Annotated in this window: 20 protein-coding genes; 12 read left to right on the top strand and 8 right to left on the bottom strand. The window is 54.0% G+C overall.

The window, feature by feature from the left end; genetic code table 11:
* Positions 1-49 precede the first annotated feature (49 nt).
* Positions 50-3,112 (bottom strand): DEAD/DEAH box helicase, encoded by a 3,063-nt coding sequence (locus tag ACVLVH_RS12975; RefSeq protein WP_498949499.1) that lies wholly within the window; start codon positions 3,110-3,112, stop codon positions 50-52.
* A 212-nt stretch (positions 3,113-3,324) separates the two neighbouring features.
* Here ACVLVH_RS12975 and ACVLVH_RS12970 point away from each other — a divergent pair, with 212 nt between their 5' ends.
* The gene (locus ACVLVH_RS12970; protein WP_192412455.1) at positions 3,325-4,374 is read left to right on the top strand and encodes a DUF1176 domain-containing protein; all 1,050 of its coding nucleotides are present in this window, start codon (positions 3,325-3,327) and stop codon (positions 4,372-4,374) included.
* Between the two features lie 82 nt (positions 4,375-4,456).
* Here ACVLVH_RS12970 and ACVLVH_RS12965 read toward each other — a convergent pair whose 3' ends face one another.
* A complete protein-coding gene (locus tag ACVLVH_RS12965) occupies positions 4,457-5,134 on the bottom strand; it encodes a YecA/YgfB family protein (RefSeq protein WP_176970789.1) in 678 nt (225 codons plus the stop codon).
* Positions 5,135-5,349: 215 nt separating this feature from the next.
* On the opposite strand from ACVLVH_RS12965, the gene ACVLVH_RS12960 reads away from it, so the two are divergent.
* From ACVLVH_RS12960 to ACVLVH_RS12945, 4 genes are all read left to right on the top strand, one after another.
* Complete coding sequence (locus ACVLVH_RS12960; RefSeq protein WP_192412454.1) at positions 5,350-6,366, top strand: isopenicillin N synthase family dioxygenase; 1,017 nt, start codon at positions 5,350-5,352, stop codon at positions 6,364-6,366.
* A gap of 17 nt (positions 6,367-6,383) precedes the next feature.
* Positions 6,384-7,166, top strand: a complete 783-nt coding sequence (locus tag ACVLVH_RS12955; RefSeq protein ID WP_101762205.1) for a MetQ/NlpA family ABC transporter substrate-binding protein — start codon at positions 6,384-6,386, stop codon at positions 7,164-7,166.
* Positions 7,167-7,349: 183 nt separating this feature from the next.
* Complete coding sequence (locus ACVLVH_RS12950; protein ID WP_225614464.1) at positions 7,350-8,495, top strand: serine hydrolase domain-containing protein; 1,146 nt, start codon at positions 7,350-7,352, stop codon at positions 8,493-8,495.
* A 156-nt stretch (positions 8,496-8,651) separates the two neighbouring features.
* The gene (locus tag ACVLVH_RS12945; protein ID WP_192412452.1) at positions 8,652-9,164 is read left to right on the top strand and encodes an RcnB family protein; all 513 of its coding nucleotides are present in this window, start codon (positions 8,652-8,654) and stop codon (positions 9,162-9,164) included.
* On the opposite strand, the gene pdxR is transcribed toward ACVLVH_RS12945, so the two are convergent.
* Complete coding sequence (pdxR, locus tag ACVLVH_RS12940) at positions 9,161-10,609, bottom strand: MocR-like pyridoxine biosynthesis transcription factor PdxR (RefSeq protein ID WP_192412451.1); 1,449 nt, start codon at positions 10,607-10,609, stop codon at positions 9,161-9,163. The two genes, ACVLVH_RS12945 and pdxR, sit on opposite strands and share 4 nt — an antisense overlap.
* 107 nt (positions 10,610-10,716) lie before the next feature.
* Here pdxR and ACVLVH_RS12935 point away from each other — a divergent pair, with 107 nt between their 5' ends.
* Complete coding sequence (locus tag ACVLVH_RS12935) at positions 10,717-11,430, top strand: GNAT family N-acetyltransferase (protein WP_192412450.1); 714 nt, start codon at positions 10,717-10,719, stop codon at positions 11,428-11,430.
* On the opposite strand, the gene opgB is transcribed toward ACVLVH_RS12935, so the two are convergent.
* Positions 11,427-13,718: a phosphatidylglycerol--membrane-oligosaccharide glycerophosphotransferase gene (gene opgB / locus ACVLVH_RS12930; protein ID WP_192412448.1), complete on the bottom strand. Its 2,292-nt coding sequence runs from the start codon at positions 13,716-13,718 to the stop codon at positions 11,427-11,429. The genes ACVLVH_RS12935 and opgB overlap by 4 nt on opposite strands.
* A 213-nt stretch (positions 13,719-13,931) precedes the next feature.
* Entirely contained in the window at positions 13,932-14,321 is a 390-nt protein-coding gene (locus ACVLVH_RS12925; protein ID WP_101762200.1) for a tautomerase family protein, read from the bottom strand.
* 120 nt (positions 14,322-14,441) lie between these two features.
* On the opposite strand from ACVLVH_RS12925, the gene ACVLVH_RS12920 reads away from it, so the two are divergent.
* Positions 14,442-15,365, top strand: a complete 924-nt coding sequence (locus ACVLVH_RS12920) for a LysR family transcriptional regulator (RefSeq protein ID WP_192412446.1) — start codon at positions 14,442-14,444, stop codon at positions 15,363-15,365.
* On the opposite strand, the gene ACVLVH_RS12915 is transcribed toward ACVLVH_RS12920, so the two are convergent.
* A complete protein-coding gene (locus ACVLVH_RS12915; protein WP_101762198.1) occupies positions 15,339-16,352 on the bottom strand; it encodes a glycosyltransferase family 32 protein in 1,014 nt (337 codons plus the stop codon). The genes ACVLVH_RS12920 and ACVLVH_RS12915 overlap by 27 nt on opposite strands.
* Positions 16,353-16,766: 414 nt before the next feature.
* Between ACVLVH_RS12915 and ACVLVH_RS12910 the strand changes: the two genes are divergently transcribed.
* Complete coding sequence (locus ACVLVH_RS12910) at positions 16,767-17,720, top strand: YncE family protein (RefSeq protein WP_192412442.1); 954 nt, start codon at positions 16,767-16,769, stop codon at positions 17,718-17,720.
* Here ACVLVH_RS12910 and ACVLVH_RS12905 read toward each other — a convergent pair.
* A complete protein-coding gene (locus ACVLVH_RS12905; RefSeq protein ID WP_498949495.1) occupies positions 17,717-18,271 on the bottom strand; it encodes a histidine phosphatase family protein in 555 nt (184 codons plus the stop codon). The two genes, ACVLVH_RS12910 and ACVLVH_RS12905, sit on opposite strands and share 4 nt — an antisense overlap.
* Positions 18,272-18,855: 584 nt before the next feature.
* Between ACVLVH_RS12905 and ACVLVH_RS12900 the strand changes: the two genes are divergently transcribed.
* The 4 genes from ACVLVH_RS12900 (at position 18,856) to ACVLVH_RS12885 (ending at position 23,788) form a co-directional block, all read left to right on the top strand.
* Positions 18,856-20,238 carry an MFS transporter gene (locus tag ACVLVH_RS12900; protein ID WP_101762195.1) on the top strand — a complete coding sequence of 461 codons (1,383 nt, stop codon included), beginning with the start codon at positions 18,856-18,858 and terminating at the stop codon, positions 20,236-20,238.
* A 75-nt stretch (positions 20,239-20,313) separates the two neighbouring features.
* Positions 20,314-21,336, top strand: coding sequence for a LacI family DNA-binding transcriptional regulator (locus ACVLVH_RS12895; protein WP_101762194.1), 1,023 nt, complete (start codon positions 20,314-20,316; stop codon positions 21,334-21,336).
* Positions 21,337-21,348: 12 nt separating this feature from the next.
* Positions 21,349-22,326: a nucleoside hydrolase gene (locus tag ACVLVH_RS12890; RefSeq protein WP_192412440.1), complete on the top strand. Its 978-nt coding sequence runs from the start codon at positions 21,349-21,351 to the stop codon at positions 22,324-22,326.
* 241 nt (positions 22,327-22,567) lie between these two features.
* A complete protein-coding gene (locus ACVLVH_RS12885; RefSeq protein ID WP_101762192.1) occupies positions 22,568-23,788 on the top strand; it encodes an MFS transporter in 1,221 nt (406 codons plus the stop codon).
* Here ACVLVH_RS12885 and ACVLVH_RS12880 read toward each other — a convergent pair.
* Positions 23,785-24,249, bottom strand: coding sequence for a YbaK/EbsC family protein (locus ACVLVH_RS12880; protein WP_312462734.1), 465 nt, complete (start codon positions 24,247-24,249; stop codon positions 23,785-23,787). The genes ACVLVH_RS12885 and ACVLVH_RS12880 overlap by 4 nt on opposite strands.
* Between the last annotated feature and the right edge of the window lie 33 nt (positions 24,250-24,282).

Raw genomic sequence — 24,282 nt, 5'->3', positions numbered from 1 at the left:
TCTGCGCACGCGTTACTGCAACGTTTAACAAATTGGGTTTTGAAGATGCCTATTTCTCTCCGCCAGAATTATTAGCCGATAAACCGAGCACAATAATGACATTTTTTTCTTCTTTTCCCTGAAAGGTATGAACAGTACCAATCCTATCATCAATCCAGCGATTGATATCCTTGATGCCTTTTAGTTCCTGACTCAACAGGAATTTAAGTTGGTTTTTTATCTGTTTGAAGGGTGAAATAATATAGACGTCGGGCAGCGCGCCATGATATTCAAACCAGTCCTTTACCATCATGAGGACTTTTTTCCCCTGTGCGGGAACGTAATGTTTTCCTTCCACTTCACCACAGACATCTAACCAGCAACTCTCTCCCCAAATATCATTTTCAGTAGGCCAACGCTTGTCCCGACCATGTAGCATTTTATTGTTGTAAGCAATTGTGTTGGCGATACTGAACATTGGCTCATCACAGCGCCGATGGACGCGCAGCGGACTGCCGAGCCAATTCTTATTAGATATTTGTGCTGAACCATAGGGGTTCACTCTATCTGCAAGATTTTGTACTGATTGTGTTGTTGGAGACCACTGGCGCCAATCATCAGCGAAGGCACGCTGTGCAAGAGCTTCAACGAATGCTGGAGGAATAGTAAAAACGGGCTCAATCTGTAATGGATCTCCCACCACAACAGTACGTTTCGCGCGCCATAATGCTCCAGCCGCTTGTTGAGGTGTTGCCTGCCCAGCTTCATCAATAAATAACCATCCAATATCGCCAGCACCTAAATGCATGAACTGACGATGCACGGAGGCAAATGTAGAAGAAACCACCGGCACAATCATAAATAGAAGTTGCCACAACGCACGGCAGGCTTTGCTATCTGCTACACCACCGTTAATGGCGTCGCTGACGGAGAATATAACTTTAAGTAAGTTGCACTCTTTATAAGCTTCTTTCAGCCATGATTGGTGTAAATCAAGGGCACATGCTGAAAGTCGACTACGGGCTGCATTCAATATTGCGCCTTGACCGAAAGCGGTACGTTGAATGTCCTCAGCCTCAATATTGAAATCATCCGCAGCAAAAATGGTATCTTGATATTTAATCTTTAACGTTGAGCAATCTTGTTGTTTTGCATCCAGTTCACGTCTCGTTTGACTTAAACGTTGTTCAGTCAACTCCAATAGTGCCAAAGCAGAGCCTAATCTCTTTTTTAATCCTTTAATAATGACTTTAAGACGAGAGATCTTTCCAAATCTTAACGTCCACCATTTTGGTAAACGTTCAGCGCACCGCGTTGTTCGGGCGTGGAGTGAAAATATTCGTAAGCGTAACTGTTCTATTTTAAGCTGCTGTTGATGGAAAATATTGGACAGATCATTCAGACGTTCAAGTTGCTGAACTTCCTGAATGATACCTTGATAGTTTTGTTGCGCCTGAATAAAGGCTTTTTTAGCTGTTGAGAAGCTCACTATGTCTTTATTTTTTAAGGATTCAAACAGATGTCTGTATTCATCAGCCGGTGGTGTAGTTACAGCTTTTGTATGATTTTGTGTGAAAACTCTTTCTTTGAAGCGATCGCGATTCTTTTTCTTACCTAAAGCTACAGCAATCAATCCCCAGCAATCATCTTCTGGCGCAAGAGGTTTAATTAAATAGGTTTTATCTTCTTGCTTTTCATCTTCTTTCAAAATGCGTGAAAATGCTGCAAGTTTACGCGCGGCTGATTTAAAATAATCATGATGTTGCCAATCATCGCCAAGACTTTTTAACTGCGGTAGTTCGCGAGAGATGTTTTCAACAGCAGCATTATTGCTTGAAACAACCACCATTTCGTAGCCACACAGTTCAGAGCGCAGGCAGGGAATCTTTCGTGTGTCGCCATTAACGTCGATGGTAAACGAGCCAGAAAAGGCATCCTCAACCCGATCGAAACTTGCAAGAATAGCAGCACGCTTGACTATATTATTCGCAATTACATCACGTAGTAATGTGGTTTTTCCCGTTCCTGGAGGACCATTAACTGAATATAGCCCTTGATGCGTCAGTTCTTGTTCAAGAGTATTAATGGCAAATTGTTGCATTAAACTCATATTGTGTCTGCTATCTGAAAGCCAGCGTCCGGCAGGAAGCTGGGATAATCGTAATTTATCAATTAATAGCGTTCGTCCTGCCGGTAGAAGAAGATCTGCTTTTCTTTTACGACTTCCGGTTAGATAGCGACCTAATGGAGAATTAGCTTCTAGCTTATTCCGCTTGATATCTTGTATTATCAGCTCGATATCACGTAAGTAGAAGCTGTTTAATATACTTATTTCATTTGAGTAGTGGGCGGCAGAGTTCGAAGAATACTCCGGTTCGTTTAAAAGTTTCTTTTCAGCTATGTCGCTCAGGCCTGAAATTAAATCCAGGTCTAGCGGGGACGAGATATGAATTTTTTTAGGTGTAGTTTCATTTAACTTAATGAATAACGCAGGAGCAGGGATTTGAGGAGTGAAAGGCGTCCATTGTGCCATTGCTTTTAAAAACGCAATGATTTCGAAAGTGGTTAAAACAGACGGTAGGTGGTGTTGTTTTTTTAAATTATCAGCGACCGTAATAATTTCTTTAAAGCGCTGTTGTAATTTTTTTGTATCAACTTCATATGAATCAAAGTTAAGCCGATCTAATCCACCTTCTGCTATCTGACCTAATGCCCAGGTTACGGTAGAAAATTCAAAACTATCACTATCGATAACGCCATTATGGTCAATCTTACATTTTATCGAGCATGTACGACCTTCATTACCGAGTGCATCACTCTCGATATCACTGTTTTCAGCAACGAAAGGTTTGGCTTGCTGGAATATTTCGTCACGATCAAAAATGCCAAAAAAGAGTTCGTAGCGGTATTTTTTCTCAGGTAAATAGTCACTGCCTGCGCGCCTGACTTGCTGTGGTTCAATCCAGGGAAGTGAAGTAATATCTTGTAATTCTTCAATGTTAAGTTGAATTACGCCATCCGCATTATCTTCAAGATCTTTAATGTCAGTTGATTCGAAAAACTCTATTTTGTGCCAATAATCAAGAATATTTATGGCCTGTTGAGTACTCGAGATTTTGCTTTGCTCGTCCATGAAAATTTATATCCTCTGAATGTTTACCTGCTAATTCTTATACTACTGCTTTGAACGCTTAGCTTTCAATGATTAGCTCATCTGTGGAATGGTTAGTGGTAAACGACCCGGCGGCTGCTAGTTCTTGGCCATCCACGTGACCTTAAAAATTCACTTCTCCCGCGTCACAAAAATCATCACACTAGCCACCTTTACCATTATGGAGAGATGGCATGATTACCCGATTGCTGCTGGCGATGTCGCTACTTGCCAGCCTGAGTGCGCCGCTGTTGGCAGATCAAGACGGCGTCTCCTTTAGCCACAAAGACTGGGAACTGGCCTGCGATAACACGCTGACCTGTCGTGCCGCTGGTTACAGCGCCGAAGAGGGCGCGGGCGGCTCGGTGTTGCTGGTGCGCGCGGGCGGTCCCAATGCGGTGACGCACGGTCGCGTGGTGCTGGCCGATACCGGCGATGACGATTCTAAAGTGGTGAACAACTTAGCGTTGTGGATTGATGACCGTGCGCTGGGCGACGTGGCGAAAGCCGATAACGACGAATGGACGCTGACGGATGAACAAACCCAGGCGCTAATTAACGGCATTAAAGGCAGCGGCAAAGTGGAGTTTCGCGGTGGTGATGAGCCTTTCGATCTCTCCAGCAATGGCGCATTTGCTGTGCTGCTGAAGATGGATGATGCGCAAGGTCGTCTTAGTACGCCGGGCGCGTTGGTGCGCAAAGGCAACAAGCCGGAAAGCAGCGTACCGGCAGCGATGGCGATGCCGGTGATTCAGCAGGTAAAAGTGACTAAGGCCGATGCGCGTCCGTTGACGGCCGATGAGCTGGCGCTGTTGAAGCCAAAGCTGATTGCCTCACTCACCGACGACGACAGCTGCGACAATCTGGCTCCGTCCGACGATCAGCCGGAAGAGGGTGCGGAGCCGCTGACCTTAACGCCGGTTGATGATGCGCATGTGCTGATCGCCGCGCTGTGCTGGCGCGGAGCGTATAACGAAGGTTATGGCTATTGGCTGATCGATAAAGCATTGCAGGGCACGCCGCAGCTGGTGACGGATTCCGGCTCTGATTACAGTGAAGGTGTGATCTCAGAAGCGCAGAAAGGGCGCGGCATCGGCGATTGCTGGAGTACAGCGGCGTGGGTGTGGGATGGCAAAGCGTTTGAGCAGAGCAGCGATGCCACCACCGGCATGTGCCGCGCGATTCGTGCGGGCGGCGCATGGCAGTTGCCAACCTGGGTGACCGAGGTGAAACCGGCTCCCTGATAAAAACCGCACATATCGGTAGCGGCGCGATTAAAAGGCCAGGGACGCGCAATAAATTGCGCCGCTACGGAAGGTGCAAATATTATTTACCGCAGCACTGCTTATATTTTTTACCGCTGCCGCACGGGCAAGGATCGTTACGGCCGGTTTTCTCGCCGGCAAAGTGCGGCAGTTGAGGTTCAGGATCGGGCTGTGCCATGCGCTGTTCCTGCCAGTATTCATGCAGCTCCAGCGCCGCGGGGCGAATCGCCTCGATGCTGGCTTCAAACTCTTCCGGGGTGAAGGCTTCGCGCTTCGCCAGATGATCTTCGCTGCCGTGCAAGGCAATCGCCTCCATCATCGGCTGCAGTGATTCTGGCAGCAGCGACCAGTCCGCATCCAGCGCCACGCCGCGCAAATAGCCATAGCACCAATCTTCCACCACGGTGAATTCCTGGCCTTCCATCTCTTGGGTGCCAAACAGCGGATCAAACTGCTCCGGGAACTCGGCCAGACGCTCGGCGATGTCGTTCAGATGCTGGAAGGTCAGCGTCATAAAGCGATCCATCTCACGCTCATTCGACCACTTTGGAATGTGCTTTTTGCCGCCCCACATCGCCACCAGCCATTCGCTCGGTTCGATGTCGTTCGGGCCTGAGAGCAACGCCGTCAGCATGCCGTCCAGCTCAGCGGTATCCACCACCGAGTGTTCGTTGCCGTATTTCTCCAGCATATCTTCAAGCCAGTTGAGCTCTTTTTCGGTTAACGGACCCTGGTTCATACGGCGTCTCCTGCTGTTCATTGATGGGCCATGCCCAAAGTTAATTGGCGGCGATTATAGCGGGAAGCGGGCGCGATTTATCGCTTTTTGCATATCGATTGCTGAACCTCTCCTAAAAATGATTCGCCATAACTTATCGCGCAACAGTATTGGCTGCATTTGTCAGCAGATGGCAGCGTAAAGGCAGAATTTTTCTGCACGAAGGATGCAAAAGTATGGCCAGCACATTGCCGGTACTGGATTTAGCCCTGCTGGAACTGCCGGATGCGGAACAGGCGCAATACCTCGCCGAGCTGCGCGAAACCGCGCGAGACGTCGGCTTCTTCTATCTGGTGAATCATGGCATCAATCCGCAGCTGCTGCAGAACGTGCAAAGCATCACGCGCGCGTTCTTTGCCTTGCCAGATGAAGAGAAGCAGCGCGTTTCGATGATCCATTCACCGCATTTTCGCGGCTACAACCGCGCGGGCGTGGAATACACCCGTGAGCAGCGCGATCAGCGTGAGCAATTTGATATCGGTGCAGAACGGGCCGCCCTGACGTTGCAACCAGACGATCCGGCGTGGAAGCAGCTGCAAGGGCCCAATTTGTGGCCGCAGGCGCTACCGCAGCTGCGTCCGGTGATCCACGCGTGGCAGCAGGCGATGACTGACGTGGCGCTGCGTTTACTGCGCGCCTTCGCCAAATCTCTGTCGCTGCCGCCGGACGCGTTTGACGCGCTGTACGGCACGCACCCCAACGAACATGTGAAGCTGATTCGCTATCCTGGTCAGGATGCCACTGCTAGCCAGCAAGGTGTCGGCGCGCATAAGGATTCCGGCTTTCTGACCTTTCTGTTGCAGGACGATCAACGCGGATTGCAGGTTGAAGTCACGCCAGATCAGTGGATCGATGCGCTGCCGAAACCGGGCGCTTTTGTGGTGAACATCGGCGAACTGCTGGAGATCGCCACCAACGGTTATCTGCGCGCCACCGTGCATCGCGTGGTGTCGCCGCCGGCAAAACAGCAGCGCATCTCCATCGCTTTCTTCCTCGGCGCGCAGCTCGACGCCGAAGTGCCGCTGTATCAATTACCGCCGCAGCTGGCGGCAGAAGCGCGCGGACCGACCAGCGATCCCAGCAATCCGCTGCTGCGTGAAGTGGGCTGGAACTATCTCAAAGGACGTTTGCGATCGCATCGCGACGTGGCGCAGCGTTATTACGCTGACACTCTCAATCGCGTTAAATCATAAGAAACTAAGGGAAGCAGATGAATAAAAAGGTGATAGCCGCGTTGGCGATGGTTTCGGTGTTCAGCACTTACGCCTCGGCGGCCGCGCTGCGCGTGGCGGCCGATGCCGTACCGCACAGCGAAATCCTCAACCACATCAAACAGAGCGACAAGAAACTCGATCTCAAAGTGATTGAACTCAACGGCAACCTCAACGCCAACGAACTGCTGGCGCGCGGTGACGTGGATGCCAACTACTTCCAGCATGTGCCTTATCTGCGCGATCAGGAAAAAGCGCTGGGCGAGAAATTTTCTGTGGTCGCCACCGTGCATATTGAGCCACTTGGCATCTACTCGCACAAAGTGAAATCACTGAAAGATCTGCCTGATGGCGCGCAGGTGGCGGTACCGAATAATGTCACCAATCTGAGCCGCGCACTTTATCTGTTGCAGGCCAATGGTTTGATCAAACTGAAAAGCAGCAGCGCCAACACGCTGGTGACTTCCGCAGACATTACTGACAACCCGCACCATCTGAAGATTATCGAAGTGGAAGCGCCGCAGCTGCCGCGCGCGCTGGATGATGCGCAATTGGCGATCATCAATGGCAACTACGCGTTGCAGGCTGGTTTAGTGCCGTCGAAGGATGCGCTGGCGCTGGAACAGGCGAAAGATAATCCATATGCCAACGTGCTGGTCACTACGCCGAAACTGGCGCACGATCCGCGTATTCTGGAACTAGCGAAAGATCTGGAGTCAAAGCAAACTGCTGAATTTATTAACCAGCACTATAAAGGATCGGTTATTCCCGTTAATCAATAATCCCCGCCGCCACCTGTTTTTGGCAGGTGGCGCTGACTTTCTTCTGTGCTATATTTCGCCACCAACACCCGTCGCACCCTTTATAAAACATAAAAATTCGCTCAATCCATTGCCATGATTACCTTCGCCAGGAATAAACGGGTGCTGTGCCATCGTTTAACAATATGCATCATTGTGCTGGGCATGAGCGTATTGCTCAGCGCCTGCGGCACCTTGTCGCAAACCTCCGCGCCCGTTAGCGATAAAGTCTATCTTTCACACGCGACTTTTAATGAAAACGTGGATGACATCGTGCGCCATTACATGCAGCAAAAGCAGGTTTCTGGCATCAGCATCGCCATTATCCATCAACGCAGCCAGCCTGAATTTTACAGTTTTGGTGTCACCGATGCGCTGCACCGTTATCCCATTACGCCAGACACTTTATTTGCGCTCGGCTCGCTGAGTAAAGGCATCACCGCGGAGGTGATTATAGAGCTGGTGGATCGCGGTGAACTGCACTGGAACGACACCTTAGCGACGCTTTTGCCGCCCAACGTGCCGCTGAGCGCCGATGCCAAACGCATCACGCTGTTGCAGCTGGTGACGCACACCTCGGGCTTGCCGCGTCAGGATATGGATTTGCCGATGTTCATGAAATTTATGGGCTATCTGCGTAGCGGAGAGAACTTTTATGGCAACCTCGACAGCGACGCCGTGCTGGATTATCTGGCCGACTTTGACGCGCCCGCGCATCCTGGCGCGCGCTATTCCAATCTCGGCTATGCGCTGTTGGGCTACATCCTTAAATATCGCTTCCATCAGGACATCGAAACGCTGGCGCAGCGTAATCTGTTCCAGCCGCTGGGCATGACCAGCAGCAGCTTCAAGCCGCAGAGCCTGCGCGGCTATCCGTGGCGTGCGCTCGGTCATGCCGGCGATCAGCCTAAGCTGATTCCTCGCGGGCAAATCACGCCGGACTGGGCGTTTAAAAACAATATGGTGGCGGCCGCCAGCCTCTACAGCAACGCGCGCGATTTGATTCGCTATCTGGATGCGCACCTGCATGACGGCGCGGGCGCTTCGCTCAATGCGGCGTTTGCGCAGGTCAATCACGGCTACGAACAGCACGGCAATCAGTCACAAAATATCGCCTGGGTTACGGATACCTACGGCGATCAGCAGATTACCTATCAGGTTGGCTATATCGGCGGTTACTCCAGCTTTATTGGCTTTGATAAACAGAACGGCAATGCGATTGTGGTGCTGCAGAACGCGTTTAACTGGAGTAACTATCTGGGCATCGCGTTATTGATGGATCTGGCAAATAAAGCGCACGACAAAAACTAACATGGTTGCTTGCAATTTTACTGCGCCAAAAAGCGCCTGAGCTGAGGTATGCTGAGCAGCGAAATTTGACGCGCTAAGCGCGCCGGGGGAACCTTCTGCGTGCTTAACGTGTCAGTTAAATGGACAGTTAATAATTAACCAGAGTGGAAATCACCCATGCGCAGGACACACGTCAATCTTCTTTCTGCAGGAATTTTTCTGGGCGCTTTAAGCCTTGCTCCGGCCGCGCTGGCGGAAGGCGAGCAAACAGACGCCGTACCCATGCCGCCACAGGTGCAGCAAACCGCACCCGACGCGCAAACCCAGGCACCCGCCGCTGATGCGCCTGCTCAGGCGCCGGCCGCTGATGCGCCTGCCAGCAATGAACCGGCTGAATCCAGCGGCGATGTCGCGCCGATTCGTCCACCGCAAAGCGGCAATGCGGCAGCGCCAAACAACTACGATCTGAACACCATCATCATCGACTACAAAGAGTACAAAGTGGGCGATGTGGTGCCAGATGAGTACCGTAAAAAACAGTACACCATTGTTGAGTGGAAGCCACGCCATCTGCCAGCGCCGCAGCCAGGCACGCACTGGGCGTACATCAATGCCAACTACATCCTGATCACCGATGACACCGGTAAGATCGTGATGGGCAAATCAGGCGAAATCTTCTTCCGCGGTTAATTCCCCCGCAGCAGACGCGCTAACTGCGCGACGCCCGCCGTAATCTGGCTGGTGCTGGTGTTACCGTAACCCAGCACCAGCCCTTGTTGCTTCTGCTCCCCGAGATAAAATCCCGACAGCGCGCCCGGCGCGTAGCCACTCTGGATCAGCCGATCCACCAATGCCATATCGTTTTGATCCGCAGCCAGTGATAACACCAGATGCATGCCGCATTCGCCGCCCAGCAACGGAACCTGTGTGCCAAACGTTTGCTGTAATGCCTGTCGCAACGTCGCCTGCCGTTGGCGGTACAGACGGCGCATTTTGCTCAGATGACGGCTAAAATCACCGCTGCGTAAAAACAGCGCCAGCGCCTGCTGCTCAGGACGATTCCCGCCGCGCAGCAGTTCATGCAGCGCAGGGCGCAGCGGCGAGACCAGCTGCGGCGGCAATACCATAAACCCGAGCCGTAGCGCCGGAAACAGCGTTTTGCTGAACGAGCCGACGTAGATCACCGGCGTTGGTTGCGTCATGCCTTGCATGGCGGCGATTGGCTCGCCGCTGTAACGAAAATCGCTGTCGTAATCATCTTCGATAATCCACGTTTGCTGTTGTCGCGCGGCCGCCAGCAGCGCCAGACGACGCGGTGCGCTCATGATTGCGCCGGTGGGATATTGGTGCGTTGGCGTGGTGTAAATCAGGCGCGGCGGACGCTGCTGCCAGTCCTGCGGCTGCGGCGCCAGACCTTGTGCATCGACCGCTATCGGTTCAATACGCATATCTCCCAGCCGCATCGCCGCTTTCGCCCCGCGATATCCCGGCTCCTCCACCCAACCGATGTCGCCAGGGCTGCTGAGCAGCGCCACGCACAGCGTTAATGCCTGCTGCGCGCCTTCGGTAATTACGATTTGTTCGGGCGTACAGCGCACGCCGCGCGCTAATGCCAGATGCTGCGCCAGCGCGGCGCGTAGCGTGCGTTCGCCGAGCGGATCGCCATAGCCCAGCAGTTGCTGCGGCTGATGCAGCATCACGCGGTTCAGCGCCCGTCGCCACTGAGCCAACGGGAAATGTGCCAACAAAGGAACGCCGGGCCGCAGCGCCATCTCCTGACTCAATGTGCGATGGCTGGATCGCAACTGAGCGATGCGTGGTGACAAGACAATTTCGCTGCTGGCGGGCGGCTGAGTTTCCTGCGGTAGCTGCGCCATATTGCTGATGCGACTGCCCTGGCGATCGCTCAGCAAAAATCCTTCAGCCTGCAGTTGCGCCCAAACGGCGATCACCGTATTGCGTGAAACCGCGAGATCCAGCGCCAGCTGGCGTGTTGCGGGCAAACGCGTACCGGCAGCGAGTTTGCCGCTCAGAATCGCCTGCTTGATACGCTGGAACAGCTGCTGTTGCAGCGTCAGCTCGCCGTTGGTCTCTAGCGGGGCCAATAATAATCGATGCAGTGCAATATCACTCATTTACGCGGTTCCGTGGATCCATCAATTTCAACCATTGTGGCGCTTTTTAACACACCAGCAAAGTGGCACTCTGCGATTCTGGCCCTGACTGATAAAGGAATTAAGCTATGTCGCAACACACGAATGATTACGGACAACCGGTAGGATTTCCGCTGCCAGATTGGCAACCCCGCGCCTGGCCGAGCTATGAAACCTTCACCGGTGACTATTGCCGCCTTGAACCGCTGAGTGCCGAGCGTCATGGCCGCGAACTCTATGCAGCCTATGCGCTGGCTGAAGATGGCCGTGACTGGACCTATATGTTCGCCGAACCTTTTGCCGATGAAGCGGCCTATGTTGCCTATGCGCGTCAGCTGGAAAACGGGCGTGATCCGATGCATTTCGCGGTGATCGATCCCGTTAGCAACCGCGCGGTCGGTAGCCTGGCGTTAATGCGCATCGATGCGACAAACGGATCGGTGGAGATCGGCCACGTCGCCTTCTCGCCGTTGCTCAAACAAACGCGCATGGCTACTGAAGCGCACTATCTGCTGATGCGCTACGCCTTTGAGCAACTGGGCTACCGGCGCTATGAGTGGAAGTGTGACAGCTGCAATCAGCCATCACGAAACGCGGCACAGCGTTTAGGGTTTCAGTTCGAAGGGACTTTCCGTCAGGCGATTGTCTATAAAGGCCGCAGCCGGGATACCTGCTGGTTCTCGATTATTGATAGCGATTGGCCGCAGGTGAAACAGGGCTTCGAAAGCTGGCTGGCGGCAGAGAACTTTACGGCGGAGGGGACGCAACGCGAAAAGCTGGAGGCGCTGCGCACCCTACGTTAGTTTTGCGGAATTATTTTTATATCCACCATGCCGATCCCCAGTTTGCGGGGATCCTGGCCGATAATATTGCCGACATTCGACTCCTGCGGCTCCGGCGGCGCAATGATCAAATTGCGGCTGCCGGTTGGATTGGTGAAATGCAGCGTGGTGGTGGAGAAATCTTCACCTAAATTCAGTTGCTGCTCTTCATCGCCAACGCGCACCGGAATCGGACGGTGCGCATTCGGACCGAACGCCCGCGCGGTGATCACCACATCAAAGCGTTCCGGCAGCGGATCGGTGTACTCAATATTCACTTCCGGGGCCAGATTGGCATTTGACCAGCGTCCCCACTCTTCCGGGCGAGATATCCCTTTAAAACTTTTGACGCTGGTTGGCGCGCCAGGCACTGATAACAGGAAGCTGTCCGCGTTGTAGCGAATCGCGTTGTCTTCAATCCGAATCTGCTGCTCGTTGAGCTGGAAGGTTGCCGCACTCACTTCGGCTTTGGGGAAGCTGACTTTCGCTTTCCACTGCGGTTTATCAATGCGGGTAACGCTGGGTTTGGCGCCCATCTGTCCCATCGAAACACACAAATCGTTCGACAGAGCTAAATCTGGCTGCCACAGGCGCGCCATTTTAAAGCAGCGATCAACCCAAACGAATTTGTCGTCGGCAGCAAATTTAGCCAGCTGATAACGCAGTGGCTCCGCGTATTCGCCTTCGGGCAGCGGTTCAACATGCTTATCGGAGACGCGGAACAGAATCGGCAATTTGAAGGTTGCGCCGGAGAAGCTGAAGGTGTTTTTTTGTTGATCGACGGTAAAGCTGTCCATCTTACTGGGGAAATTCCACAGTTGAATGATATCCGCTTTCCACGCCGTGACGCGCTTCGCCATGTCTTCAAACTCGGTTGACAGCGAGGTGGAAGAGAGGCCGCTGCGACCAAGTCCAATCGCGTTATCCCCGCCGAGAATATCCAGCACCGTGGCGCCGTTATCCAGCGTACTGCGTTTGGCGTCGAGCACTTCCGCCTGAGGCTGATCGCCACGAATCACCATAAACAGGTCACGGCGCGGCTGCTTGATCAGGTATCGATGCGCGGTGTTATTCATCGCCAGATGATCGGAGGTCACCACGATGATGGTGTTTTTAAACCACGGCGACGCTTTGATGCGTTCAATCAGACGCGCCACATGCTCCTGCGAGCAGGCGACCGCGCTAAAGGATTGGTTTGGTTTGCCATCATAGCTGTAGCTTTTGCGCTGGCAGCTGCGCGAGATAAAACCATCCGGGTGATGGGTGTCGACGGTGAGAGTGAACAATGCGAAGCGTTTTTGCGCGCGCGATAGCTCTTCATATTTCTCAAACACCTCGTCCATCACCGTGTCATCGTAGTAGCCCCAGTTATTACGATAGCCGGGATCGGCGACGCGACTTTTCAGCTCCTGCGAGCCATACATATTGGCCGCATCAAAGCCATGTGACAGCAGAAAAGTGTCTTTACCGGCGAAGCGTAAATCGGCACCCTGAATAAACCAGTTCTCATAGCCAGAGTTTTTAAGAATGTCGCCCAGACAAATATTCTGCGGATAGAAGCTGGAGAGCGAGGCCGAGGCGTTGCCATCAAAAGGCGCAAACAGCGGGATGCCGCACTGTGAAGCCACCATCCCCGCGATGGTGTAATCAGTGCCAGGCAATTGTTCGGTTTGGCTGAAATCGATGCTGTTATCTTTTTCGCGGCTGAGTTCCGGGGCCAGACCGGGAAATGCCTGCTGATCGAAGTAGGTCCGTTCAAGACTTTCGCCATAAATGTAGACCAGGTTGAGCTTTGGCTCGGCGATCACCTTATTAGGCGTTTTGTAATAGGTTTCGAAGTCCGAATCGGCGAGGCGCGAATGTGAGGCGATCAGCTCTTTCACCTGGCGGAACGCAGGCGTGGTTTGTACCGAACCCGCAGCACAGGCAATCGCCAGCAAACTCCAGCCGAGGTGGTGCGGCCGCTTACGGCGGCGCAATAACCATGAAAGCAGGCAAAATAGCGAGAACAACGCGATGATCAGTCCGATGGCGGGCACCACATATTTGCTCACGCCCGCGCCGGTCAGGCTGTTGGTCAGGGTATACAGCACCGCGTCATTAATGCCATCGCCGGTAAAATAGTTGCTGGCGACCAGCGTGACGTTAAGCACGATAAACAGCGTGAGCAGCAGCAGGATCAGACTAAACCAAAATTTATTTCGCCCGGCTTTGAAGGAGTAGACTGCAATCGCAGCCAAAAAGAGTACTACCGAAACCAATTCGGACAACGTCAGATCCTCATTTTGAATGAATACGCAATCCTTGCGCCAACGACCCTCTGCGGGGATTTTGCGACAATCTATATTGGGTGTCACATGGCTGCAACACATCCAACCAGATTTGTGCGATGCATTCCGATTCGTTTAAGGCGGGTTCAGGCTGACTGTGGTTTAGCCTGGCAGCAACGGACGGACTGCTGCCAGTGAGGGCAGAGAAGGGTATCAGAGTTTTCCAGTGAGGTATTGCGCTTCGCCGTCGGCAAAGCTCCAGTCGCCTTTACTGTTGGTGATAAAACTAATCATCAAATCCGTGCCCTGTACGCCACAATTTTCCAGCAGCTCGCGTGCTAACTCTGCCATAAACAGGCACTTCTGCTCTTCACTTCTTGGGCTGGTATACACGCGCACCATGACCAGATTGTCGGTTCGCGCAAAGCCCAAGCCGGTATCCTGAAAGACCATCTGATAACCTTTGTTTTCGTGAACAATCTGATAACGATCGCGCGCCGGGACTTTGAAGGCGGTTAAGACCGCACGGTGTGCGGCATCCAGCAATGTGCGGATTTCTGATTCTGAACGGCCCTGAATAACGTCGAATGTCAGTAACGGCATAAATAAAACCTCGTTTTTGCTCACATGAAAAGAGTAGGATGTGGCGCTATGCTGCCGCTTGCTGCCGGAAAGAAAAAGCGCGCTGGTTGAATTGATTATTTATTATTTTGAACAATCGATATGAAAGAAATTAAAACCGATAACCTTTGGGTCCATTTGCACTGGTTAACCGTGCTGGCTGAGCTCGGCAGTTTTACGCGCGCGGCGGAACGATTAGACGTCAGCAAAGCGGCGATGAGTCAGAAGATTAAAGAGCTGGAAAAGATGGCGGGCGTGGCGTTGGTACAGCGCACCACGCGCAGCGTGCGACTGACTTCCGCCGGTGAAAAGCTGGTGGATGAGCTGCGCGATCCCTTCGCGAGTATCGCGCAGAGCTTTTTCAGCGTGCGCGATGAAGCCGGTCCAGTGCGTGGCATGGTGCGCGTCACAGCGCCGGTGGCGTTTGCGCGTCAGCAACTGGTGCCGATCATTGGCGATTTCCTGCGCGACTATCCGCAGGTGCGCTTGCAGCTGGATGTCACCGATCGTCTGGTGTCGCTCGGCAGTGAAGGCTTTGATCTGGCGATTCGCCACAGTGATAGCCTGCCTGAAACCCATGTTGCGCTGCCGCTGTGTGAAACCCGCGCGCTGCTGGTGGCGTCGCCGGCATATCTGGCGCAAAACGGCCTGCCGGATTCACCGCAGGCGTTGCAGCAGCATAATTGTCTTTATTATCCGCGCGGACTCGAATCGCCGCAGTGGCGCTTTCGATTAGCGGACGGCGGCAGCGAAACCGTGCAGGTGAAGATTCAGGGCAACTTTGCCACCAACAACAGCGAGTCGATCCGCGATGCCGCATTGCAGGGTTTGGGCATTGCGATGCTGCCGGATTTCAGTGCCAGCGCGGCACTCGCCAGCGGCACGCTGCAGCAGGTGCTGCCGCAGTGGCAAGCGGTGGATGCGTTCGCCGACCGGTTGTGGGTGGTGCGCCCGTATGCCGCACAGGTACCACGGGCGGTAACCACCTTAATTCACTGGTTACGCGCGCGCTTTGTTGATGGGTGATGCCAGCGCGATCGGCGCAGGCGTTTGCATCATCTGACCCAACAAACTGCCGCGGTTGTAGTTGCCGAGCCGCAGGTTGAAGTCGAGATGCAACTGCTCATTGCCGCTGAGTTTAATCACCGGTGGCGGCGTGAGTGGACGCTGGTGAAACAGCACCGCGTGGGCAAACGCCTCGCTTTTCCAGCCGCTTAAACGCTGATAGTAATAAGCGTTCGCCTCGCATTTACGCAGATAGAGATTCACCCGGCGATGTTCGCGCATGGCGATCTGCTGCGCCAGAGAACCTAATTGCTGCTGCGGCTGCGCAATTTTCTGCGTCAGCAGGGAATAATCATCGCGCTTGGTTAATTCACTGAAGTAATTCTGTTCGCCGAGATGTTTGATCGGCGCGTAATGTTTTTGCCACTCGCGGATAAAGGGATTATTGGCGGTTGCCGCCAGGAACCAGCTCTCAATCACCGGCGCGAGATAGTTGACGGTGGCGTTTTCGTGATAATAACCAATCACATCCATGCGACGTTCCTGATGCGCGCGATGTACCCAGGAGAGATCTTCAAATAATAAAGTGCTGCAATCAATGGCAATGCCGCCATAACGCAACAGTAATTCCAGACGAATCACTTCGCTGCGTTGTTGGGCGGTTAATTGGGTCGAGGTAAAGATAAAATCCGGTAAAACTTCTTTTATCGTTAAACGATTTAATAAATGAATTTCATGATCGGGATTATCCTGACGAATCTTTTTAATATTTAACGCCATTGATTTCGGTAAATATTCATTATCCCAATACATCCAGACTTTCTTTGGAATCTCTGGCAGATCTTTTTCGCCAGAAAGTAACACGATATTGTCCTCCTGGCTGGGATCGTATTCCGGCGCACAGAGCGCATTATGCTGTTTTTTCTGCAGGAAAGTCTGGCTGGTAAAAGCGAGTCTTTTCCAGTTATGCCAGAGGGTTAACGCTGGCTGAAGGCGTTTTTTATTCATGATGCACCTGATTATTGTGATTATGCTGGCAAGGCGTCCCTGAATCGCGGCGCTGAGCGCTCTTGATTGTCCTTTAGGCTGTGTGTAAAAAGTACTCTCCTATGCTTAATAAAACATTCTGTGCGGCGCGGCTATCACTTTTTGATCCTTTCAGATAAACCGGAAAATCAAGGATCCGTTAAGCTTTAAATTAACGATAAATAACCGCGTGGATTGTTGATTATTCTATTTTATCTCATTGAGAATATTCCTAATAAAATAACAATGGCGTGGCGTAAGTCGCGGGGCGGATTAAAAATTGCGTGTGAGATCACGTGTTAACCTCGCTACATTTTTCGCTGGTCTGCCGGGAAAATCCCCTCCTGATTGCGGGTTGGCTACGCTTAAAGGAGGTGACGAACAAAAGGAGACACTATGCAGCGACACAACCGTGGATTACTGGCGGTCGATAAGCAGGGCAATCGCGTGCTGTTTCTCAATCCCGAAACCTTTGCCGTTGAACAAGAGTTAAATGCCTTTCCGCCGCGTCCACACGAGCTTCTGATGCTGCCGCAGCTGGAGAAAGCTTACGTGCCGATCTACGGCGACGGCATTCACGGCGACAATCCGCATCCCGGGCGCAAAGTGGCGATCATCGATCTGCGCCTACGGCAGATCAGCGGTTTTATCGATCTGTCGCCGTTAAAAGCACCGCACAGCGGCCAGCTGGGACGAGACGGTAAAGTTTATCTCTGCTGTGAAAACAGCGCGGTGGTGGCAGTGATTGATCCCGTTAGCGATCGCGTGGAGAAAACCATTCAGCTGCCTTCGCACAATGCGCACCGACTCACTTTGTCGCCCAGCGGTCGCAAGTTGTTCACCGAGAATGAAGAGGACGCCAGCATTACCGTAGTGGATCTGTGTGAGGCGGAAGGGCGGATTATTGACAATATTCTGATGCCCGGCCCGATTTCCGGCATCGCCGCCTCGCCGAAACATCCTTATCTGGTGGCGAGCGCCGCCGATGCGCCGCTGCTGTATGTGGTGGATCGGCAAAGCCATCGCATCCGCCAGCGCCTGACGTTGCCGGGCCACCAGCAACCGTGTCAGGTGGTGCGCTTCAGTGCCAACGGCGAGCGGCTGGTGGCGATTGGCGATCAGGAGCCGGTGGTGACGCTGTTTGACGAGCTGCTCAATCCGCTCGGCGATATTCATGTTGGCAACAAGCCGATGGATGGCTGCTTCAGTGAGGATAATCACAGCTTGCTGATTGCTAATGAGGGCGACGGTTCGCTCAGCCTGATTGATCTGCAGCAGATGAAAGTGATTGCCACGCCGCAGGCCGGTACCGGTTGTGAAGTGCTGAGTTACTTTCAGCTCAAACCTTAAATAAACGGGCGATGATAAATCGCACTGCTCCAGTGGCGGCTGCTGGCATGTTTTTCGGCCTGCCAGCCGCGCTTGCGTAACTCGCGCGCAATCAGCTTATTCATGATGCCGTGCCCAACCAATAACACCGTGCCTTGCTGCGACAGCACCACCAGTTTATCCGCCGCCAGACGGGCACGTTCACGCGCATGCTGCACCGATTCGACATGGCCGGCATAGCCGCACAGCCACAACAAGCGTAATAGCGCCAGCCAGACGTTGAGCGGCAGATGCAAGCGTTCAAACGGCAACGTCGGTATCGCCACTTCGCTAAAAACCTCATCCACCGCGTGCGGCTGTAAACCGAGACGCGTTAATGACGAACGGGCGCGCGGCAGCGGGCTGGTGGCGATCACACTCGCGAGGCGCGCAATGGTCTGACTGCGCGGCGGCGGGGAGTCGCAAATATCAGCCTGATCGTAACCTTCACACCAGTCGGCCAGCGCCCGAGCCGTGAAGCGCCCCGTGATCGGATGATTGGGTTTACCGTGTCGCATAAGAATAATGGTCATAGCGCTCCTGAGTGATCTTTCTCCAGTGTAATGCAGACGCTGAGTCAGTCGCGCACCGGTGACGGCATTTAAGAATATTGCGGGTGTGTCATTAAACTTTAACTGAACTGTGCGAAAACCAGCGCGATGAAGATGCAGTATGCGCCGTTAAATGGTAAGCAATAATCGTTAATTACGTTGTAATCAGACATTTCTTGCATACGCGCATTAGATGTAATGTCATGAATTAACGCCTCTTTTATCTTGTGCTCATGAGTTATAGTGAAGTTTATCTAATAAATGTCACTATTTTTGCTTGATTTATCTACGCGCGTAGATAGACTATGCCCATAGTGATAACTCACGGTGCCAGAGACGAAGTTGGCCTTGAGATGACCCAGTTACATTTGCCTTACTAATGCGATCGATGAAAATTACATCGGCGGGAACAGGCGAAGAAGCGGATTCCAACACCAGGGAATTCATTACTGATTTTTCATCCAGGTTTGCCTACTGAACGTCGCCACCGGGGAGTTCCGCTTGTTGCAAGGGAACTGACCCACGGAAGGGCGTTTGCTGTTTTTACCTCATTCAGGGATTGGGTTATGACGGTTTCGCAACAAAGCTCACTGACATCCTCCTCAGCTGCCGACGCGCGGCTTGAAACATCATCCGGCCGCAAAGATTTCTGGCGCGCCACCTTCTCGTGCTGGCTCGGCACCGCGATGGAATATGCGGATTTTGCGCTGTATGGCCTCGCTGCCGGCATTATCTTTGGTGATGTCTTCTTCCCCGAAGCCACGCCGACTATCGCCTTGCTCTCGAGTTTTGCCACCTGGTCGGTTGGCTTTATTGCCCGCCCGATTGGTGCCTTGCTGTTCGGCTGGATCGGCGATCGTAAAGGCCGCAAAACGGTGATGATCTCGACCATCATTCTGATGGGCGCCTCCACTACATTAATCGGTTTGATTCCCTCCTATGCCAGCATTGGCGTTTGGGCACCGGCGTGTCTGGTGCTGCTGCGCTTTACCCAGGGTTTGGGGGCGGGCGCAGAGTTGTCCGGCGGCACAGTGATGCTGGGCGAATACGCGCCGGTTGAGCGTCGTGGTTTGGTCTCATCGGTGATTGCGCTGGGCTCGAACAGCGGCACGCTGATCGCCTCGCTGGTTTGGCTGGCGGTGATCCAGATGGACAAAGAGAGCTTGCTGGCGTGGGGCTGGCGTATTCCGTTCCTCAGCAGCGTACTGATTGCGGTGGTGGCGTTGTGGATTCGTCGTCATCTGCGAGAAACGCCGGTGTTTGAACGCCAGCAGGCGGAATTGCAGGCCGAACGAAACGCCACGCTGGCGCAGGCGAAAGCAGAAGTGGATACGCGCAGTTTCTGGCGTCGCACCCGGGCCTTCTGGACCATGGTGGGTTTACGCATCGGCGAAAACGGCCCTTCTTATCTGGCGCAGGGCTTTATCGTCGGTTACGTCGCCAAAGTGCTAATGATCGATAAGTCGGTGCCCACCACCGCGGTGTTCATCGCCTCGTTACTTGGCTTCGTGATTATTCCGTTTGCCGGTTGGCTGTCGGATCGCTTTGGTCGCCGTATAACCTATCGTTGCTTCTGCTTATTGCTGATGTTCTACGCCTGGCCCGCCTTTAGCCTGATGGACAGCCGCGACCCGACGATTGTCATCGCGGTGATTGTGGTCGGCATGGCGCTGGCATCGCTGGGTATTTTCGGCGTGCAGGCAGCGTGGGGCGTCGAGATGTTTGGCGTGAAGCGTCGTTATACCAAGATGGCGGTAGCGAAAGAGCTGGGGTCTATCCTTTCAGGAGGCACCGCACCATTAGTGGCGGCGGCGCTGCTGTCGTTTACCGGACACTGGTGGCCGATCGCGGTTTACTTCACGGCGATGGCCAGCATCGGTTTTCTCACCACTTTCGTGGCGCCGGAAACGCGCGGACGCGATCTCAATCTGCCGGAAGATGCCATCTGACCAGCAGGATCGCGTAAATCACAACCCCCATTGGCCGGATATTCCGGCCAATGGCATTTACGCAGGGGCAAAGGAATGGCGAAATCTCCAACCGGAAACGTAACGCGCACGGACGTGGCAAAAATCGCCGGCACCTCGGTGGCGGTGGTCAGTTACGTGATCAATAACGGCCCGCGTCCGGTGGCAGAAGCCACGCGTCAGCGCGTGCTGGAGGCGATCAAACAGACCGGCTATCGCCCCAACGCGGTAGCGCGCGCGCTGGCTTCGGGCAGCACTAAAACCTTTGGTTTAGTGGTGCCAAACATCGGCAATCCCTTTGTTGCCTCGATGGCGCACATGCTGTTGCAGGAGTCGATGAATCACGGCCACGTCATGCTGTTGGGGGATGCCGGCGACGATCGCAAACGCGAGCTGGAGATTATTCAGGGCCTGTTAAATCGTCAGGTTGATGGCCTGTTTTACAACAGCGTCGATCGCCATCCCTACATCGATGTGATTCAGGCCAGCGGTACGCCGCTGGTGATGCTGGATCGCATTGAGCCGCGTCCAGGCGTTGGCATGCTGCGCGTCAATGAGCGCGAAGCGGCGTGCCAGGTGACCGCGCATCTGCTCAGCCACGGTTATCAGCAGGTGGGCATGATCAGCGGTCCACTGGACATGCTTAACGCGCAGGACCGTATTCACGGCTGGCGCGATGCGCTGGCGCAGAAAGGGTTGCTGGCAGATGAGGCAATGATTTTCCCTGCCAGCTACACGCGGCAGGGCGGTTACGACGCCGCGCAGCGCATGGTGGCCAGCGGTCGTGTGCCGCGCGCGCTGTTTACCAGTAATGAAGGCCAGGCGATTGGCTGCATTCGTGCGCTGTCGGAGCATGGACTGCGCGTGCCGCAGGATGTCGCGCTGGTGTGTTTTAACGGTACCGATCAGTCGGCGTTTCATGTGCCGACGCTCACCACCGTACGTCAGCCGCTGCGCGATATGGCGCGCAGTGCGATTGCTATGCTCAAAAATTGGGATGGCGACGCGAAGCTGGCGGAATTTCCTCACCATTTAGAAATCGGTGAGTCCTGTGGCTGCCAGCTTACTCAACAAGAATAAAATTATAACACTATGAAAAGATTGATTATTGATTGTGATCCGGGAAACGGTATAGCGGGCGCCAACACCGACGACGGCCTCGCGCTGGCGTTAGCATTGGCCTCAAAGTCACTGTCGCTGGAACTGATTACCACTGTGACCGGCAACACGCCGAGCGCGGTGGGTGCGCAGGTCGCGAAAGATCTGCTGCAGCGGCTGGGACGCAACATTCCGGTGGTGCAGGGCGCGCTGCAGGCGCTGCGTGAAGATCCTGCGCCGTGGCGTGCGCGTCTTGACCACGTTGCTGATGAAAAGCTCGGTGAACTGTGGCGCGGTGTTCGTCAACCGCAGCGTATTCCGGCGGATGGACATGATGCGGCTGGCGTCATGGGCCAACTGATTTGTGACAATCCCGGCGAGTTTACGCTGGTAGCCATTGGCCCGTTGACCAACGTGGCGCTGGCACTGCAGCGTTATCCAGAGATGGCTGAATCGGTGGCAGAGATTGTGATTATGGGCGGCGTGTTCGCGCTGGATGATTACATCAAAGACACCAATTTTGGCCTCGATCCGGAAGCCGCGCATCAGGTGCTGCACAGCGGTGCTGCCATCACGCTGGTACCGATGGACGCCACCACGCAAACTCTGATGACGCAGCAGGATCTCACGCGGCTGACCGCTAACGATCATCCGTTGCCGCAGTTTGTGCGCGAGACGTTACGGCCGTGGATCGATTATTCGATCCGCACCCGTCATCTGCCAGGTTGCTGGATACATGATGCGCTGGTGGTGGCGTGGCTGCTGAATCAGCGTGTCGCCGACGGCGTGGATTATCATGTGGATATTGAGCTGCGACCTGGCGCCACGCGCGGCAAAAGCTGGCGTTATCGCACGCCGCTGCGCCTGGATATTGGCGTGCCACCGCAGACCGGCGCCTTGGTGCATGTGATTCAAACCGTTAATAATGCGCTGCTGCTTGATATGATCGAAAAGGCATTTAATCAGTTATAAAACCCTCGACTGCACCTGCCGTAACGGCGCGATAAAACGCGCCGCTACAGGATATTGCCTCCATCAATGACATGTTTTTTTACACCGCGCATCACTCGCTGACAATTCCCGCCACAGCCCGCCTTTCTGACATGCTATATACAAATAGTTAACAAATTAGTAACCCGTGAAATTATTCGCGCGGTAACTTCTACTATAAATCCGGCCAACGAACCGGAAGCTCATCAGACAGGATACCAACATGTTCAACTGGACTGCGACCCAGCGCAACGTGGCTTTTGCCAGTTTCGCGAGCTGGACGCTGGATGCGTTCGACTTCTTCATCTTAGTGTTTGTCCTCAGCGATCTTGCCCAATATTTCCATACCAGCGTCTCCGATGTTTCTCTTGCCATCATGCTCACGCTCGCCGTGCGTCCGATCGGCGCGCTATTGTTTGGTCGGCTGGCGGAGAAGTACGGCCGCCGACCGATTTTGATGCTCAATATCGTGATGTTCTCGGCGTTTGAGCTGCTTTCGGCGTGGTCGCCCACCTTCACGGCGTTCCTCGGTTTCCGCGTGATTTACGGCGTGGCGATGGGGGGGATTTGGGGCGTGGCGTCGTCGCTGGCGCTGGAAACCATTCCGGATCGCTCGCGCGGCTTGATGTCCGGCATCTTCCAGGCTGGTTATCCGTGCGGCTATCTGCTGGCGTCGGTGATTTTTGGTTTGTTCTTCGAAACGGTCGGCTGGCGCGGCATGTTCCTGATTGGCGCGTTGCCGATTCTGCTGCTGCCGTTTATCTACTTCAAAGTGCCGGAATCGCCGGTGTGGCTGGCGGCGCGCGAGCGGAAAGAGAGCAATGCGCTGCTGCCGATTATCCGCCAGCACTGGAAAATCTGTATCTATATGGTGCTGCTGATGGCCTGCTTTAACTTCTTCAGCCACGGTACGCAGGATCTCTATCCCACCTTCCTGAAAGTGCAGCATCAGTTTGATCCGCACACCGTCAGCATCATTGCCATCAGCTACAACATCGCGGCGATGCTGGGCGGCATTACCTTTGGTGCACTCTCCGAGCGCATTGGCCGTAAGCGCGCGATTATTCTGGCGTCATTCCTCGCGCTGCCGGTGTTGCCGCTGTGGGCCTTCTCCAGCGGTTCATGGATGATCGGTATCGGCGCGTTCCTGATGCAGTTTATGGTGCAGGGCGCGTGGGGCGTGGTGCCGACCTATCTCACCGAACTGGTGCCCGCCAATGCGCGCGCGGTGCTGCCGGGCTTTGTCTATCAGTTGGGGAATTTGATCGCCTCCGTGAATGCAACGCTGCAGTCGCGTATCGCCGAGGCGCACGGCGGCAATTATGGTTTGGGTATGGCGATTGTCGCCGGAACGGTGGCGGTGCTGATTTGCGTGTTAGTGGCCTTTGGTCGCGAGACGCGCGGCATCGAAATCTCCGGTGCCGCCGCGCGCGAGTCGTCTTAAAGCGTCTCGCAGACGTCAACCCATTTCGCCGCGGTGAGTTCCGCCATGCGCTGCGGCGAAATGCGCACCGCGCTATGAATCGATCCGGCTGCGGGCAGCACTTCATCAAAGCTGCGCAGCGACACATCGCAATAGACGGTAAGCGGATTTTCCAGCCCGAACGGGCAAACGCCGCCGACCGGATGTCCGGTCCAGTTCACCACCTCATCCACGCTTAACATGCGCGCCTTGGCGCCGAGCGCAGCTTTCAGCTTGCGGTTGTCGAGACGCGCATCGCCGCGCGTAACGATCAGCACGATGGCATCTTTCACTTTCAGCGACAGGGTTTTGGCGATTTGCCCAGGCTGAACGCCATGAACGCGTGCGGCCAGCTCAACGGTGGCGGTGCTTTCCGGCATCTCGATGATGTCGATATCCGGTGCATGTTCGGCAAAGAAGTGCCGTACCGACTCCAGGCTCATTGTTATCTCCGGTAAAAACAGAGCCGAAAAAAT

This window comes from Kluyvera sp. 1366, from assembly GCF_054823405.1.
Note: the sequence above shows the minus strand (reverse complement) of the source record. Positions and strands in the feature narration are given on the sequence as shown.

Bases quoted from the DNA above. Each gene is read 5' to 3' on its own strand.
- ACVLVH_RS12965 (WP_176970789.1), bottom strand. From the start codon at position 5,134: ATGAACCAGGGTCCGTTAACCGAAAAAGAGCTCAACTGGCTTGAAGAT.
- ACVLVH_RS12900 (WP_101762195.1), top strand. From the start codon at position 18,856: ATGACGGTTTCGCAACAAAGCTCACTGACATCCTCCTCAGCTGCCGAC.
- ACVLVH_RS12910 (WP_192412442.1), top strand. From the start codon at position 16,767: ATGCAGCGACACAACCGTGGATTACTGGCGGTCGATAAGCAGGGCAAT.
- ACVLVH_RS12970 (WP_192412455.1), top strand. From the start codon at position 3,325: ATGATTACCCGATTGCTGCTGGCGATGTCGCTACTTGCCAGCCTGAGT.
- ACVLVH_RS12935 (WP_192412450.1), top strand. From the start codon at position 10,717: ATGTCGCAACACACGAATGATTACGGACAACCGGTAGGATTTCCGCTG.
- ACVLVH_RS12945 (WP_192412452.1), top strand. From the start codon at position 8,652: ATGCGCAGGACACACGTCAATCTTCTTTCTGCAGGAATTTTTCTGGGC.
- ACVLVH_RS12975 (WP_498949499.1), bottom strand. From the start codon at position 3,112: ATGGACGAGCAAAGCAAAATCTCGAGTACTCAACAGGCCATAAATATT.
- ACVLVH_RS12925 (WP_101762200.1), bottom strand. From the start codon at position 14,321: ATGCCGTTACTGACATTCGACGTTATTCAGGGCCGTTCAGAATCAGAA.
- ACVLVH_RS12905 (WP_498949495.1), bottom strand. From the start codon at position 18,271: ATGACCATTATTCTTATGCGACACGGTAAACCCAATCATCCGATCACG.
- ACVLVH_RS12885 (WP_101762192.1), top strand. From the start codon at position 22,568: ATGTTCAACTGGACTGCGACCCAGCGCAACGTGGCTTTTGCCAGTTTC.
- ACVLVH_RS12950 (WP_225614464.1), top strand. From the start codon at position 7,350: ATGAGCGTATTGCTCAGCGCCTGCGGCACCTTGTCGCAAACCTCCGCG.
- ACVLVH_RS12955 (WP_101762205.1), top strand. From the start codon at position 6,384: ATGAATAAAAAGGTGATAGCCGCGTTGGCGATGGTTTCGGTGTTCAGC.
- ACVLVH_RS12960 (WP_192412454.1), top strand. From the start codon at position 5,350: ATGGCCAGCACATTGCCGGTACTGGATTTAGCCCTGCTGGAACTGCCG.
- ACVLVH_RS12895 (WP_101762194.1), top strand. From the start codon at position 20,314: ATGGCGAAATCTCCAACCGGAAACGTAACGCGCACGGACGTGGCAAAA.
- ACVLVH_RS12890 (WP_192412440.1), top strand. From the start codon at position 21,349: ATGAAAAGATTGATTATTGATTGTGATCCGGGAAACGGTATAGCGGGC.
- ACVLVH_RS12915 (WP_101762198.1), bottom strand. From the start codon at position 16,352: ATGAATAAAAAACGCCTTCAGCCAGCGTTAACCCTCTGGCATAACTGG.
- ACVLVH_RS12920 (WP_192412446.1), top strand. From the start codon at position 14,442: ATGAAAGAAATTAAAACCGATAACCTTTGGGTCCATTTGCACTGGTTA.
- pdxR (WP_192412451.1), bottom strand. From the start codon at position 10,609: ATGAGTGATATTGCACTGCATCGATTATTATTGGCCCCGCTAGAGACC.
- ACVLVH_RS12880 (WP_312462734.1), bottom strand. From the start codon at position 24,249: ATGAGCCTGGAGTCGGTACGGCACTTCTTTGCCGAACATGCACCGGAT.